Source organism: Pseudomonas sp. 37 R 15, assembly GCF_900004865.1.
GTDB classification, from domain to species: domain Bacteria; phylum Pseudomonadota; class Gammaproteobacteria; order Pseudomonadales; family Pseudomonadaceae; genus Aquipseudomonas; species Aquipseudomonas fluorescens_AM.
Genome location: NZ_CVTV01000018.1, coordinates 234,107 through 249,449, shown reverse-complemented (window position 1 = coordinate 249,449; position 15,343 = coordinate 234,107). Strand labels below are relative to the sequence as shown.

Below are 15,343 nucleotides of genomic sequence, written 5' to 3'. Positions count from 1 at the left end.
AACCATGGCACACGCAGCGCAAATCAAGATCCCCGCCACCTATATGCGTGGCGGCACCAGCAAGGGGGTTTTCTTCAGCCTCGAGGACCTGCCACCATCGGCCCGGGTACCGGGTGCTGCCCGTGACGCCTTGCTGTTGCGGGTGATCGGCAGCCCCGACCCCTATGACAAACAGATCGACGGCATGGGCGGCGCCACGTCCAGCACCAGTAAAAGCGTGATCCTGTCCAGGAGCACCCGTGCCGGGCATGACGTGGACTACCTGTTTGGCCAGGTCTCCATCGACAAGCCGTTTGTCGACTGGAGTGGCAACTGCGGCAACCTGTCGGCGGCGGTCGGTTCGTTCGCCATCAGCGCCGGCCTGGTCGACCCGGCCCGCGTGCCCCACAACGGCGTGGCCGTGGTGCGCATATGGCAGGCCAATATCGGCAAGACCATCATTGCCCACGTGCCCATGACCGACGGCGCGGTGCAGGAAACCGGCGATTTCGAACTCGACGGTGTGACCTTTCCAGCCGCTGAAGTGCAGCTGGAATTCATCGACCCGGCGGCGGAAGAGGAGGGGGGTGGCGGCTCGATGTTCCCCACCGGCAACCTGATCGACGAACTCGAAGTGCCGGGTGTCGGCACCTTCAAGGCCACCCTGATCAATGCTGGCATTCCGACGATTTTCATCGATGCCCAAGACCTGGGCTATACCGGCACCGAGCTGCAAGGCGCAATCAACGGCGACCCGCAGGCCCTGGCCATGTTCGAAACCGTGCGTGCCTATGGAGCGTTGCGCATGGGCCTGATCAAACACCTGGACGAAGCGGCCCAGCGCCAGCACACGCCGAAGGTTGCGTTCGTGGCCAAGCCTGCCGATTACGTGGCCTCCAGCGGCAAGGCGATCAAGGCCGGCGATGTGGACCTGCTGGTGCGAGCCTTGTCCATGGGCAAGTTGCACCACGCCATGATGGGCACGGCGGCGGTGGCGATCGGCACGGCGGCGGCGATTTCCGGCACTCTGGTCAACCAGGCGGCCGGTGGCGTGGCGCGCAATGCCGTGCGCTTCGGGCATCCGTCGGGCACCTTGCGCGTCGGCGCCGAAGCGACGCAAGTCAACGGTGAGTGGGTGGTTAAGAAAGCCATCATGAGCCGCAGTGCGCGGGTGTTGATGGAAGGTTTCGTGCGCGTCCCCGGTGACGCTTTCTAACTGTGGGAGGGGGCTTGCCCCCGATTGCGGTGTGTCAGTCGACACATTCATCAGCTGACCCACCCCCATCGGGGGCAAGCCCCCTCCCACAGGGGATTTCTATTCCAAGGCAGGCAACCAGACCTGCCCTGATGATCAACCGTGACCCTGAGGAATAAACCAACCTTTTTGGAGAACTGCCATGAGCGCCAACGTCGACCAGAACAACCGCCCCGACTACGACCAGGTCCTGCAGGACATTGCCGACTATGTCCTCACTTACCGAATCGAGTCCGAGTCCGCCCTGGACACCGCACGCAACTGCCTGATGGACACCCTCGGCTGCGGCCTGCTGGCGTTGCGCTTTCCCGAGTGCACCAAGCATCTGGGGCCGCTCGTCGAAGGCACCGTTGTGCCGTTCGGCGCACGGGTACCGGGCACTTCGTTGCGGCTGGACCCGGTCAAGGCTGCCTGGGACATCGGCTGCATCGTGCGCTGGCTCGATTACAACGACACCTGGCTCGCGGCGGAGTGGGGCCACCCTTCGGACAATCTGGGCGGCATCCTCGCGGTGGCTGATCATCTGTCGCAGCAACGCGTGGCCAACGGCGACGCACCGCTGAGCGTACGCACCGTGCTGGAGGCGATGATCATGGCCCACGAGATCCAGGGCGTGATTGCCCTGGAAAATGCCTTCAACCGCGTCGGCCTCGACCATGTGCTGCTGGTCAAAGTCGCCTCGACGGCAGTTACCGCCAAACTGATGGGCGCCAACCGCGAGCAACTGCTCGCCGCCTTGTCCCATGCGTTTGTCGACGGACAAGCGTTGCGCACTTATCGCCATGCGCCCAATGCCGGTTCGCGCAAGTCCTGGGCGGCGGGCGATGCGTCGAGTCGCGGGGTGCGCCTGGCGGATATCGCGTTGCGCGGCGAGATGGGCATCCCCGGTGTGCTGAGCGCGCCGCAGTGGGGCTTCTACGACGTAGTGTTCAGCCACACCAACAAGGACCTGGCCCTTAAGCCTGAAGAACAGCGTCGCTTCAGCCTGTCCCAACCCTATGGCACCTACGTGATGGAGAACGTGCTGTTCAAGATCAGCTTTCCCGCCGAGTTCCACGCGCAGACGGCCTGCGAAGCGGCGGTCACCTTGCATCCGCTGGTCAAGCGGCGCCTGCATGAAATCGAACGTATCGTGATCACCACCCACGAGTCGGCCATTCGTATCATTTCCAAGGTCGGCCCATTGGCCAACGCGGCGGACCGTGACCATTGCCTGCAATACATGACCGCCGTGCCCTTGGCCTTCGGCGACCTGGTGGCCGAACATTATGAAGACCACTTCCATGCGGCCCATCCAATCATCGATGAACTGCGCGGGAAAATGGTCATCGTTGAAGACCCGCGTTACAGCCGCGAATACCTGGAGGCCGACAAGCGCTCCATTGCCAATGCGGTGCAGGTGTTCTTCACCGACGGCACCTGCACCGAGCAGGTGACGGTAGAGTATCCAATTGGCCATCGCCGTCGTCGTGAGCAAGGCATTCCTCTGCTGGAAGCCAAGTTCAAAGCCAATCTGGCGACGCGCTTCCCCGCGCAGCGCAGCGCCGAGATTTTTGCCTTGTGCAAGGACCAGGCACGGCTTGAGGCTACGCCAGTCAACCGTTTCATGGACCTGTTCATGATCTAGAAAACAACTCGGCCAGTGTGGGAGGGGACTTGCCCCCGATAGCGGAGTGTCAGTCAGTGCATCAGGTACTGATCCACCGCCATCGGGGGCGAGCCCCCTCCCACATTTCAGCCTTCAAACCGCAAAATCACCCTGCGGTTGTGCTTGCTCTTCTTCTCGATCTTCTCGCAGAACACCCGGCCGATTTCCTCGGTATTGAGCACATGGGTGCCGCCGCACGGCTGGATGTCGATGCCCGCAATTTCAATCACCCGCACCGAACCCTGGATGACCGGCGGCGCCACGGCCTGGGTGCGGGTGATCTGCAGCAGGGTGGCGTACTCGGTAGCGGCCAGCGACAGGGTTTGCACCGGGTGCGCCTGCTCGATCAGTGCGTTGAGGTCGCGCGTGATGCTGTCCTTGTCCAGGGTCATTTCCGGCAGGTCGAAATCCAGGCGACCCTTGTCCGCGCTGATACTGCAACCGGTGACGGGCGCGTCGATGATGGAGCAGAGCAAGTGCAGACACGTGTGCATCTTCATATGCTGGTAGCGGCGCTCCCAGTCCAGGCCGGCGTCTACCTGGGCGCCGGCGATCAGTTGCGCCGGGCGATGTTCCACCTGGTGCCAGATGATCGAGCGCAGCACCGGATCGCGCACCGTGCCGGTGACCTGCACGCGGCTGCCGTCGGCCAGGATGAGGTGGCCGGTGTCGCCCGGTTGTCCACCGCCGGTGGGGTAGAACAGGGTGTGCTCCAGCGCGACGCCGTGCTCGCTGACGGCAATCACCCGGGCGCTGAAGGCGTTTTGATAGGGCGCGCTGTCGAACAGCGCCAGGGTTTCCATGGTGTGCACGGACATGTTCAACCTCCGACGATCAGTGGGCTGGCTTGCAACAGGTGACGCACCATCGCACTCAAGCCAGGGGGAGAGAGCAGGGTAATTTCGAACGCCGGCCCGCAGACTTTCAGGTTCAGCGGCAGGCGTGGCAGTTGTTCGCCGAGGTCGAGACGGCGCAGGCGAAATTGCAGGTGATGGCGCTCCTTCACCGTAGGTTCGAGCATCAGCCCCGGCAGTGGATGAAAGTCGGCGTCCAGCACCGTGACCTTGTGCCCCGCATCGACCTCGCCGACCACGTGCAGGCGCTCATCCAGGGCGAACGCGCCGAGGTAGCTGCTGTGCTCCGATTCATCGTTTTTCTGCAACTGGATCTGGTTGACCACTTTGACCTTGGTGCCCGCCGGCACGTCCTGGGTAATGACGCAGGACGGGCTGATAAACACGTTGTCACCGATCTGCACATAGCCCAGCACCCGCGCCCCGGCGCCGACCTCGACATGGTTGCCCAGGCGTGGATGACGCTTGCCGTCCGGGTTGTTGGCGATACCGCGAGCGCCCAGGGTCACGCCGCAGAGGATGTAGCAATCGTGACCGATCTCGCAGGTTTCACCGATGACCGTGCCGTAGCCATGGTCCAGCACAAAGCGCCGGCCGATGCGCGCAGCCGGGTGAATCTCGGCCCCGGACAGGATCTTGCCCTGGTTGCTGAGCTTGAGAGCCATGCGCGTAAATACGCCGTGGGCGGGCTCCGGAAAATGCCACACCAGGTGTGCAAGCCGGTAGAACAACACCGCCTTGAACGAAGCGTAGGATTCCAGGATCAGCTCACCGCGTCCGCGCGATGCCGGGTCGCGATAGGCGTAGGCGATCAGGTCCTCGGCCACCGCCTGGGAAGCGTTCTGGATCAGCGGCGCCAGGTGCGGTTCCAGCTGCTTCATCTGCCCGGGCGTCAGGGTCTGGATGAGGTGGGTCAGCAACTCATCGTGCAGCTGTTGCATGTCGATAAAGCCTCCCATGGAGGCACCCCCGCATTCTGTTTGGTTGGGTAACCGGCTATTCGAAACTGGGCAGGTAGCTGTCGGCATTGTCGTAGACCATGGTCAACACCACCGTTTCAGGCGGCAGTTCCGGGGCGAGTTGGGCGATGGCGACCATATTGGCGGCCGAGGACAGCCCCAGGCTGATGGCGTCGGTGCGCATGATGCGTTTGATCATCTCCAGGCACGCCCCATGCGACACCTTGAGCATGCCGTCCAGCACGTCCAGGTTGAGAATGCTCGGGATCAGGCCAATCGACAGGCCCTGGATGGCGTGCGGGGCGTGCTGGTCCTTGAGCAGGTCGCATTCCTCCGGTTCCACGCCCATCACGCGCAGTGCCGGCCAGGCGGCCTTGAGGGTTTCGCCGATCCCGGTGAGATGCCCACCGGTGCCGATGCCGCTGACGAAGTAGTCCACACGCCGTTCGCCAAAGGCACGGAGGATTTCCGGCGCAGTGGTGTCGCGGTGGGTTTGCGGGTTGGCGCCGTTGCGTTGCTGGTTGAGCATCACGTAGTTGGGATTTTCCAACAGCAGCTCCATGCACTTTTCGCCGTGGGAGTTGTTACCCAGGCGGCTGTCCGAGAGCACCACCCTGGCGCCATACAGGCGCAGCAGCTTCTGTTTTTCCGGGCTGTAGTTGTCCGGAATCACCAGCACCACTTTGTAGCCGAGCACATTGCCAGCCATCACCAGGCCGATGCCGGTATTGCCACCGCTGGGTTCGATGATGGTTTGCCCGGAGTCGCGCATCAACACACCCCGGCGCTCGGCGTCGAGGATCATGCCCAGGGCGATGCGCGCCTTGTGGCTGCCGCCCGGGTTGAGGGATTCCAGCTTGGCGTAGACCTCGATGCCGAGGTCTTCGGAAAACTGCGCCAGACGCACGATCGGGGTCTGGCCGATCACGTCGAGAATGGAGTTATGCAGCATCGGTCGGCCCCCGGTCAGTACAGCGGCATGTCGGGTTCGACGTCGCGCACCCAATGTTTCATGCCGCCCTGCAGGACTTTGGTGTTGGCGAAGCCCGCCGCCAGCAAGGTGCTGGCGGCCTGCTCGGCGCGGGTGCCGGCGTAGCAGATCAGGTAATGGGTGTTGTCGCGGCTCAGGCTGCCGAGCTGCTCATCGAGCTCGGCCAGGGGGATGTGCACCACGCCTGGTAATTTGCACACTTCCAGTTCGCTGGCGTCGCGTACGTCGAGCAACACGTCGGCGCTGCGGGGGTTGTCGATCACTTGCTTGAGCACGCGGGGCTCAATGTAGCGCTCGTCGGCCAGGGACGGGTGGCTCGGCACGGCGTCCGCGCACACCGCTGGCGTGGCGGTCTGGCTGTGGCGCAGGTCTGAGCAGCACGGGCAGTCGGCACGGCGCTTGAAACGGATTTCGCTGAATTTCATGGCCAGCGCATCGAAGCGCATCAAGCGGCCGGACAAAGGTTCGCCAATGCCGATAAGCAATTTGATCGCCTCGGTCGCCTGGATCATGCCGACCACCCCCGGCAACACGCCGATGACCCCGCCGGCGCTGCAATTGGGGGCCAGCTCTGCGGGCGGGGCCTTGGGGAACAGGCAGCGGTAGCACGGCCCGCCTTTATGGTTGAGCACACTGATTTGCCCGTCGAAGCGGTAGATGGCGCCGTATACCAGAGGCTTGCCCAGCTGCACGCAGGCGTCATTGACCAGGTAGCGGGTGTCGAAATTGTCTGTGCCATCGATCACCAGGTCATAGGCGCCCACCAGTTCCAGGGCGTTGTCGGTATCGAGCGCGGTGTTGTGTGTGTTGATCTGGATGTGGGGGTTCAGATCCTGCAAACGTTGCCTGGCGGACTCCACCTTGGGCATGCCCAGGGTGCTGTTGCCGTGTACGATCTGGCGTTGCAGATTGCTGCTTTCCACCACGTCGAAGTCCACCAGGCCCAGGGTGCCGATGCCGGCCGCCGCCAGGTACAGGCTGATGGGTGAGCCCAGGCCACCGGTGCCGATGATCAGCACCCTGGCTTTCTTCAGGTTCAACTGACCTTCACGGCCGACACCGGGCAGAGTGATATGGCGTACGTAGCGTTGCACTTCTTCGTTGCTCAGGGTGTCGACGTCGATGCCGCCGGAGGTCGCCAGCAGCACTTCGATCCGGGCCTTTTCCGGCAAGCTGTCGTCGGCGTCGATCAACGCTTCCTCGGCGGTAAACAGGAAGTGTTCCTTGAGCTGGTTGTTCTGCTCGTGAAACAGATGCGGGCGCAACTGTGGGTGACTGTCGCAGAGGTTTTCAATGACTTCGCGCAATGTCGATCCTGCGCCCTCGAGGGTCGATTGCGGCAGCTTGGCCACGCGAACCAGAATGTCGGGGAAAGAGACAGCGTTCATGGACAACTCCGTGTGCAGGTCGTTGAAAGGTTGAAGGGCGAAATGCTTGCCATCCCAGGCAAACAGCTTTGACCCCAGGGCCTGGCCCTGGCGAACATCCACCACCAGGTAGCCTACAGGGTAGATCGGCTCGCCCAGGAACAGCGCCTTGTCCTGGTCTTCATCACTGAAATAGGCGCCGACATCCGGGTGCGAGTGGTAGATCACCACCACCGGGTTGTCGCTGCGAAACGCCTTGTTCATCAGCAGCGTATCGGCGACTGAAAAGGTGTAGCCGTTGGCCGCGCTGCGCGGGTACATCTGCGGGTTTCTGCGGTGCAACTCGTTCTGGATATTGCTGCCCAGGTACACACTGCCGTCGGCGAAGATAAAACCGCAGCACTCCTCGGGATAGCTGCGGCTGGCGTGGGCGTAGATCTGTTCCAGGGCTTCGGGGCGCAGGACATCCATGTTTCTCTCGCGTCGCTGGGTGATGGGTGCAGGGGTCAATTTTTGTTGGCCAGCAGTTTTTCGATGGGCAGCTTGGTGATCGCAAAGCCGGCCAGCAGGATCGCCGAGTACAGCATCAGGTCACGGGAAATCTCCACCCCTTCGTACCAGGCACCGATGATGACTGCGAACACCGGAAAGATGATGAACACGAATGACAGGATGATCGGGCTCAGGCGCTTGAGCAGCATGAAATACACAATGAAACCGCCCACCGAAGCGACCAGCCCAAGGTAGAACAGCGCGCTCCAGGAACGCAGGGTGATGGCGTCGAACGTCGGGTTTTCAAACCACAGGCCGGCCACGAACAGCATCAGCCCGGCAATGCCGATGGGCAGGGTGTTATAGGTGATGACACCGATGGCGCTGCCTTTTTGTTTGGTAATCACGTAGCACAACGCGTGCATGATCGCGGCGGTCAGAATCGCCAGTACGCCGAAGAACTCGGCATGGTCCAGGTGCAGGCCCTGGCTCTTGATGATCATGTAGAGGCTGCCGAAACCGATGCCGATGCCGACCACCTGGGACAGGTAGATGCGCTCACGCAGGAACAGCGCGGAGAAGATCAGGATAAACACCGGCATGCAGCTGAACAGCAGGGCAGTCAGACCGGACGAGACGTGCATCTCGCCGTAGTTGAGCAGGTAATAGGGAATGCTGAAGTAGGACAGGGTCACGAACACGAAGAACCAGCGGCTTTCCCGTGGGAACACAATCGGCTCACGGCGCACCATGGCGAAACACAGGAACAGCGGGAAGGCGATCAGGAAGCGCAGGCCTGCTGACGTCAGCGGCGGCACGCTTTCCACCGCAATCTTGATGCCCAGCCAGGTAGTGCCCCAGCTCAGGCACACGATCAGGAACATGACGCTGGTGATCAAGCCGGCCAGCCATTGTTTCCGGGTTTTGGTTTTTGCGGTGTTTTCAAGAATGGCGGACATTGGCATCGTTTATTGCTTCCCTGAGCCGGAATTGAACTCTATATTGAACTTGTTATAAGTGATTCAATCCGGTGATTGAACCCGCAAAAGCACACTATTAGGGCGAATGATGACTGTCAAAACAAATATTGACATGGTGTCAATTATGCGTGAGGGGTTGTCCAACGGTCAGGGCGTGAAGTACAAGCGCCTGTCCGATGTCATGGAACGGGGCATCCTTGAAGGCACGATTGAACCGGGAAGAAAACTGCCGCCTCATCGGGTGCTTTCCGACAATCTGGGCGTCACTATCGGCACCATCAGCCGGGCCTACGGTGAGCTGGAGCGGTTGGGTTTGGTGGTGGCGCGTGTGGGTGACGGTACATTCGTGCGCAAGCGTGGGATGGAGCGCCAGCGTGATGAAGGCTTTCGCAACTTCAGCGAGGAGCCACGCCAGTACTTCGACATGAGCCGCAACATGCATATTCCGGGGCAGGAAACGGTATTCCTTGCCCAGAGCTTCCAAACCCTGTCGACCAACGGCAAATTTCTCCAGGACATCAGCGCCTATACCCCGGACGCGGGCCTGCCGCGCTATCGCGAGGCCGGTGCGCAATGGCTGGTGCAGCGCGACTTTCATCCGATTCCCGAGCAGGTCATCTGCGTCAATGGCGGCCAGCATGGCTTGCTCTGCGCGATGATGGCGTTGCTGCGCGCCGGCGACACGGTGGTCACCGAGCAACTGACTTACCCGGGGCTTATCACCGCCGCGCGGATGCTGGGTGTGCGGTTGATCGGGCTGGAGATGGATGAAGAAGGCGTGCTGCCGGGTGCGCTGGATGAAGTCTGTCGAAATCACCGGGTTTCGGCGCTGTATTGCACGCCAACGATCCAGAATCCCACAACCGCAGTGTTGTCAGTCCCGCGCCGTGAAGCGTTGGCCAAGGTCTGTCGTGAACATAATCTGCTGATTCTGGAGGATGAAGCCCATGGCGTGCTGGTCGAGGATCGTCCTCCGCCCCTCAGTTACTTCGCCCCTGAACGTACGATCCTGATCAGCAGCTTGAGCAAGGCGGTATCGGCCGGGCTGCGCGTGGGCTATGTGCATGCGCCGCCGGCGCTGGTCAGCCGGGTGTCGGCGGCACTGCGTTCGACCTGCTGGATGGCCACCCCGGTGACCCTGGAACTGGCGACCCAATGGATCGAAAACGGCACGGCGGAATACCTGCTGCGCCAGCAGATCAACGAGATAAGCCGGCGCAAGGCCTTGGTCGAGGGCTTATTGAGCGGTCTGCAGTATCGCACTCACCTCAACAGCCCGCACTTCTGGATCGAAGTGCCGGAACCCTGGCGCGCGTCGGAAATCGAGGCAGAACTCAAGCAGAACAACTACCTGATCGCGACCGCCGAAGCGTTTGCCGTGGGGCAGACGGCGGTGCCGCAGTTTATCCGGGCAAGTATTTGCAATACCTCGGGGGATGATCAGTTGCTGCGGGCGGGGTTCGATGCGCTGGCGACGGCGCTGGGGCAGGGGGGCGGGCGGTTTCAGTTGTAGGTGTTAAGGCGCAAGACGTAAGCTTCAAGCTTCAAGCTTCAAGACGAGAGCCGAGTGGCATGTTCTTGCAGCTTATAGCTTGCAGCTTGCAGCTTGCAGCTTGCCGCTGCCTCACTTAAACCTGCGCTCCACACCCTTCTCCACCAGAATCTTCGCCGAAATCTCTTCCACCGAAAAATGCGTGGAATTGATGTGCGCAATATTTTCGCGACGGAACAGATTTTCCACTTCGCGCACTTCGAACTCACACTGGGCGTAACTTGAATAACGGCTGTTGGGCTTGCGTTCATTCCGGATCGCGGTGAGGCGGTCCGGGTCGATGGTCAGGCCGAACAGCTTGTGCGAATGGGCGCGCAGCGCGGCGGGCAGCGTCAGGTGTTCCATGTCGTCTTCCGTCAGCGGGTAATTGGCCGCGCGAATACCGAATTGCATGGCCATGTACAGGCAGGTCGGGGTCTTGCCGCAGCGCGACACGCCCACCAGGATCAGGTCGGCCTTGTCGTAATAGTGCGTGCGGGCGCCGTCGTCGTTGTCGAGGGCGAAGTTCACTGCCTCGATACGCTCCATATAATTGGAATTATGACCAATGGAATGGGACTTTCCGACGGAGTAAGAGGAATGCTCGCTCAACTCCTGTTCCAATGGCGCCAGGAACGTGGAGAAAATGTCGATCATGAAACCATTCGAGGTCGCGAGAATCTCACGAATGTCTTGATTGACGATGGTGTCGAAAATGATCGGGCGACAACCGTCTTTTTCAGCCGCCAGATTGATTTGTTGTACCATGGCCCGCGCTTTATCCACGCTGTCTATATAAGGTCGCGTGAATTTGGCGAAGGTAATGTTTTCGAACTGCGCGAGCAGGCTCTGGCCCAGTGTTTCGGCCGTGATGCCGGTGCCATCGGAAATAAAGAAAGCAGATCGTTTCATTTGAGCCCTGGGCCTTAAGCTGATGGCGAATCTTGGATATGATAGGCGCGATTTTGCCGTCCCGCAGTGGGCCGCATTCTCACTTATTTTCCAGGTCCAGGCCACAAGCGCTGGCGTTCGCTCCTACTGAGCAAGCCGCGTCCTGAGCTTTTCCAACACAGAAAGTGGAGAGATCACCTTGGTAGAGTACGTAGTTTCCCTCGATAAGCTCGGCGTCCATGATGTAGAGCACGTGGGGGGCAAGAACGCATCCCTCGGCGAGATGATCAGTAATCTTGCAGGCGCCGGTGTCTCGGTGCCGGGTGGTTTCGCCACCACGGCCCAGGCTTACCGTGATTTCCTCGAGCTGAGCGGCCTGAACGCCCAGATCCACGCCGCGCTGGACGCTCTGGACGTCGATGACGTCAACGCCCTGGCCAGGACCGGCGCCCAGATCCGTCAATGGATCATGGAAGCCGAGTTCCCCGAGAAGCTCAACGAAGAAATCCGCACCGCCTTCGCCACCTTGTCCGCCGGCAACCCGGACATGGCTGTCGCCGTGCGCTCCTCGGCCACCGCCGAAGACTTGCCGGACGCCTCTTTCGCCGGTCAGCAGGAAACGTTCCTGAACATCCGCGGCGTGGAAAACGTGATCCGCGCGGCCAAGGAAGTTTTTGCCTCGCTGTTCAACGACCGCGCCATTTCCTACCGCGTGCACCAGGGTTTCGACCACAAGCTGGTGGCCTTGTCTGCCGGTGTGCAGCGCATGGTGCGTTCGGAAACCGGCACCGCCGGTGTGATGTTCACTCTGGACACCGAATCGGGCTTTCGTGACGTGGTGTTTATCACCGGCGCCTACGGCCTGGGCGAAACCGTCGTACAAGGCGCGGTCAACCCTGACGAATTCTACGTGCACAAGCACACCCTTGAGGCCGGACGCCCGGCCATCCTGCGCCGCAACCTGGGCAGCAAGGCGATCAAGATGATCTACGGCGACGAGGCCAAGGCTGGTCGCTCGGTTAAAACGGTTGACGTCGACAAGGCTGAGCGTGCGCGTTTCTGCCTGACCGACGCTGAAGTCAGCGAGCTGGCCAAGCAAGCGATGATCATCGAGAAGCACTACAAGTGCCCGATGGACATCGAGTGGGCCAAGGACGGTGACGACGGCAAGCTGTACATCGTGCAGGCCCGTCCCGAGACCGTTAAGAGCCGCACGTCGGCCAACGTCATGGAACGCTACCTGCTCAAGGAAACCGGCACCGTGCTGGTGGAAGGCCGCGCCATCGGCCAGCGCATCGGCGCCGGCAAGGTGCGCATCATCAAGGACGTGTCCGAGATGGACAAAGTCCAGCCGGGTGACGTGCTGGTCTCCGACATGACCGATCCGGACTGGGAGCCGGTGATGAAGCGTGCCAGCGCCATCGTTACCAACCGTGGCGGGCGCACGTGCCACGCGGCGATCATCGCCCGTGAGCTGGGGATTCCTGCGGTTGTCGGTTGCGGCAACGCCACGCAGCTGTTGAAAGATGGCCAGGGTGTGACGGTGTCCTGCGCCGAAGGCGACACCGGCTTCATCTTCGAAGGCGAGCTGGGCTTCGACATCAAGCAGAACTCCATCGACGCCATGCCGGACCTGCCGTTCAAGATCATGATGAACGTCGGCAACCCGGACCGCGCCTTCGACTTCGCGCAGTTGCCGAACGCCGGTGTGGGCCTGGCCCGCCTGGAATTCATCATCAACCGCATGATCGGCGTGCACCCCAAGGCCCTGTTGAACTACGCCGGCCTGCCGCTGGACATCAAGGAAAGCGTCGACAAGCGCATCGCCGGTTACAACGACCCGGTGGGCTTCTACGTCGAGAAGCTGGTGGAAGGCATCAGCACCCTGGCGGCGGCGTTCTACCCGAAAAAGGTCATCGTGCGGCTGTCGGACTTCAAGTCCAACGAATACGCCAACCTGATCGGCGGCAAGCTTTACGAGCCGGAAGAAGAAAACCCGATGCTGGGTTTCCGTGGCGCCTCGCGTTACATCAGCGAGGCCTTCCGTGACTGCTTCGAACTCGAGTGCCGCGCCCTCAAGCGTGTGCGCAACGAGATGGGGCTGACCAACGTCGAAATCATGGTGCCGTTCGTGCGTACCCTGGGCGAGGCGAGCCAGGTGGTTGATCTGCTGGCCGAAAACGGTCTGAGCCGCGGCGAAAACGGCCTGCGCGTGATCATGATGTGCGAGCTGCCGTCCAACGCCATCCTGGCCGAGGAATTCCTGGAGTTCTTCGACGGTTTCTCCATCGGCTCCAACGACCTGACCCAGCTGACCCTGGGCCTGGACCGTGACTCCGGGATCATCGCCCACCTGTTCGACGAGCGAAATCCTGCGGTCAAGAAGCTGCTGTCCAACGCCATCCAGGCCTGTAACAAGGCCGGCAAGTACATCGGTATCTGTGGCCAGGGCCCGTCCGATCACCCTGACCTGGCCAGATGGCTGATGGAACAGGGTATCGAAAGCGTCTCGCTGAACCCCGATTCCGTGCTTGAAACCTGGTTCTTCCTGGCCGAAGGTCAAGCGTCCGCTTAAAGCCGCTACGTCAAAAGTGCCGGTCACCTGTCGAGGGTGACCGGCATTCTTATCTGTACAGGGCGGAATTCCTACCGAACGCCGCCCTTTTTTGTGCAAGAGCATTATGCAAAGCAGCAGCAACCTGTTTCCCGTCGCCCTGATCAGCGCTGAACGTCGTGGCGACCTGAGTGAAGATGTGTACCGTCTCAAACCCGGCAACAGCCCCGACGCTACCGTCGAGCTGGCGGTTACCCGGTTGGGCCTGGCCGATGTCCCGGAAAACCGGGGCACGCCGGTTATTTTCCTGCACGGCAGTTTTTCCAATCGGCGCTTCTGGTATTCGCCCAAGGGCATTGGCCTGGGCGCTCACCTGGCGCGCCGCGGTTTTGATGTGTGGATCCCGGAAATGCGCGGCCATGGCCTGTCCAGGCGCAACCACGACTACGTGCGCAACCGTGTCTCCGATTATGCGCGCTACGATTTGCCGGCCATCGGCGCCTTTGTGCACGAGCAAAGTGGGCAGGTGCCGCACTGGATCGGGCATTCCCTCGGCGCCACGACGTTGGCTGCGGCGCTGGGAGGGCAAACCTTGAACGCGCAGTCGGTGGCCTCAGTGGCGTTATTTGGTTGCCAGGTCAGCCGCACGCATTGGCCGTTGAAAATTCCACCGGTGGAGTGGGGCGGTCGATTTATCCTGAAGCGTCTAGCTCAGGTGTCTGGCCCACGCTTCAAGCGTGGACCGGAGGACGAACCGGCCGGTGTGATAATCGAAGCGCTGCGTTGGAATGGCCTGTTCGGCCGCTTTGGCGACGGCGAGCGGGATTGGTGGAAAGGCCTGGCAGCGGTCGACGTGCCGTTGTTGGCGGTCAGTGCGGCGGGCGATCGGCAGGATCCGGACTGGGCATGTCGCAAGCTGTTCGAGCAAGTCGGCAGCGAGCATCGCCAGTACCTGTGCCTGGGACGTCAGCAGGGTTTTACCGAAGATTTCGGGCATGTACAAATGCTGGTCAGCAAAGCCGCGCAGGCCCAAGTGTGGCCCTTGGTGGAACGCTGGTTGAAAGATCCGCTGACACCTGTGCTCGGCACCCGGCCAGAGGTGGCTGTGGCGGTTTGACGAAGCGCGCCATCGAGGCCGTTTCACTCTTGAGTGGTTGCGGCTAAGATATGACGCCTCAGGCGCTTCTGGTCATATTCAGTCGCGTAACGACTATTGCGTTGCGTTGATTGCGCTTTGATCATGGCCGGCGCCAGTGGCCGAGCACTTAAAGAATGCCTGCTGCAGCACGTTTTTCCTGATATATGCCGTGAACTGTTCGACCCCTTCTTTGATGACAGGAGTTTCGCGATGGACCATTACGTGACCCCCGACCTGTGCGACGCCTACCCGGAGTTGGTGCAGGTGCTTGAGCCGATGTTCAGCAATTTCGGTGGCCGAGACTCCTTCGGCGGCGAGATTGTTACCCTCAAATGCTTCGAGGATAACTCCCTGGTCAAGGCACAGGCCGAGCAGCCGGGCGCCGGCAAGGTGTTGGTGGTCGATGGAGGTGGTTCGCTGCGGCGTGCGTTGCTCGGTGACCTGATTGCCGAGAAAGCCGCGAAAAACGGCTGGGAAGGTATGGTGATCTACGGTTGCATCCGCGATGTCGACATCCTTGCCCAGACCGACCTGGGCGTGCAGGCCCTGGCCGCCCATCCGATGAAAACCGACAAGCGTGGCCTGGGTGACCTGAACGTGGTGGTGACCTTTGCAGGCGTGACGTTCCGTCCGGGTGAATACGTGTACGCCGATAACAACGGGGTAATCGTCTCGCCCAGCCCGCTGAAAATGCCTGAATAAAC

General features: G+C 61.2%; 12 protein-coding genes. 6 read left to right on the top strand and 6 right to left on the bottom strand.

Annotated elements, in window-relative coordinates:
• Positions 1-4 precede the first annotated feature (4 nt).
• On the top strand, positions 5-1,195 hold the full coding sequence (gene prpF / locus BFQ04_RS04965; RefSeq protein WP_065949837.1) for a 2-methylaconitate cis-trans isomerase PrpF: 1,191 nt from the start codon (positions 5-7) through the stop codon (positions 1,193-1,195).
• Positions 1,196-1,376: 181 nt separating this feature from the next.
• Positions 1,377-2,861, top strand: coding sequence for a 2-methylcitrate dehydratase (prpD, locus tag BFQ04_RS04960; RefSeq protein ID WP_065949836.1), 1,485 nt, complete (start codon positions 1,377-1,379; stop codon positions 2,859-2,861).
• Between the two features lie 107 nt (positions 2,862-2,968).
• Here the strand turns inward: prpD and BFQ04_RS04955 are convergent, their stop codons facing one another.
• From BFQ04_RS04955 to BFQ04_RS04935, 5 genes are read right to left on the bottom strand one after another with little or no spacing between them, the layout of a single operon-like run.
• Entirely contained in the window at positions 2,969-3,700 is a 732-nt protein-coding gene (locus BFQ04_RS04955) for an alanyl-tRNA editing protein (protein ID WP_065949835.1), read from the bottom strand.
• A gap of 2 nt (positions 3,701-3,702) precedes the next feature.
• A complete protein-coding gene (locus tag BFQ04_RS04950) occupies positions 3,703-4,695 on the bottom strand; it encodes a serine O-acetyltransferase (protein WP_065949834.1) in 993 nt (330 codons plus the stop codon).
• Positions 4,696-4,732: 37 nt separating this feature from the next.
• Entirely contained in the window at positions 4,733-5,647 is a 915-nt protein-coding gene (locus BFQ04_RS04945; RefSeq protein WP_065949833.1) for a PLP-dependent cysteine synthase family protein, read from the bottom strand.
• A gap of 14 nt (positions 5,648-5,661) precedes the next feature.
• The gene (gene moeB, locus BFQ04_RS04940; RefSeq protein ID WP_065949832.1) at positions 5,662-7,524 is read right to left on the bottom strand and encodes a molybdopterin-synthase adenylyltransferase MoeB; all 1,863 of its coding nucleotides are present in this window, start codon (positions 7,522-7,524) and stop codon (positions 5,662-5,664) included.
• Between the two features lie 35 nt (positions 7,525-7,559).
• Positions 7,560-8,453: a DMT family transporter gene (locus BFQ04_RS04935; RefSeq protein ID WP_175413250.1), complete on the bottom strand. Its 894-nt coding sequence runs from the start codon at positions 8,451-8,453 to the stop codon at positions 7,560-7,562.
• A gap of 160 nt (positions 8,454-8,613) precedes the next feature.
• Here BFQ04_RS04935 and BFQ04_RS04930 point away from each other — a divergent pair, with 160 nt between their 5' ends.
• Entirely contained in the window at positions 8,614-10,038 is a 1,425-nt protein-coding gene (locus tag BFQ04_RS04930; RefSeq protein ID WP_065949881.1) for an aminotransferase-like domain-containing protein, read from the top strand.
• Positions 10,039-10,149: 111 nt separating this feature from the next.
• Here BFQ04_RS04930 and BFQ04_RS04925 read toward each other — a convergent pair whose 3' ends face one another.
• Positions 10,150-10,968: a posphoenolpyruvate synthetase regulatory kinase/phosphorylase PpsR gene (locus BFQ04_RS04925; protein ID WP_003230310.1), complete on the bottom strand. Its 819-nt coding sequence runs from the start codon at positions 10,966-10,968 to the stop codon at positions 10,150-10,152.
• Positions 10,969-11,146: 178 nt separating this feature from the next.
• Here BFQ04_RS04925 and ppsA point away from each other — a divergent pair, with 178 nt between their 5' ends.
• The 3 genes from ppsA (at position 11,147) to rraA (ending at position 15,341) form a co-directional block, all read left to right on the top strand.
• Entirely contained in the window at positions 11,147-13,522 is a 2,376-nt protein-coding gene (gene ppsA / locus BFQ04_RS04920; protein ID WP_065949830.1) for a phosphoenolpyruvate synthase, read from the top strand.
• A 106-nt stretch (positions 13,523-13,628) separates the two neighbouring features.
• Positions 13,629-14,618 (top strand): alpha/beta fold hydrolase, encoded by a 990-nt coding sequence (locus BFQ04_RS04915; protein ID WP_065949829.1) that lies wholly within the window; start codon positions 13,629-13,631, stop codon positions 14,616-14,618.
• Positions 14,619-14,849: 231 nt separating this feature from the next.
• Positions 14,850-15,341, top strand: coding sequence for a ribonuclease E activity regulator RraA (gene rraA, locus BFQ04_RS04910; RefSeq protein WP_065949828.1), 492 nt, complete (start codon positions 14,850-14,852; stop codon positions 15,339-15,341).
• Positions 15,342-15,343 lie beyond the last annotated feature (2 nt).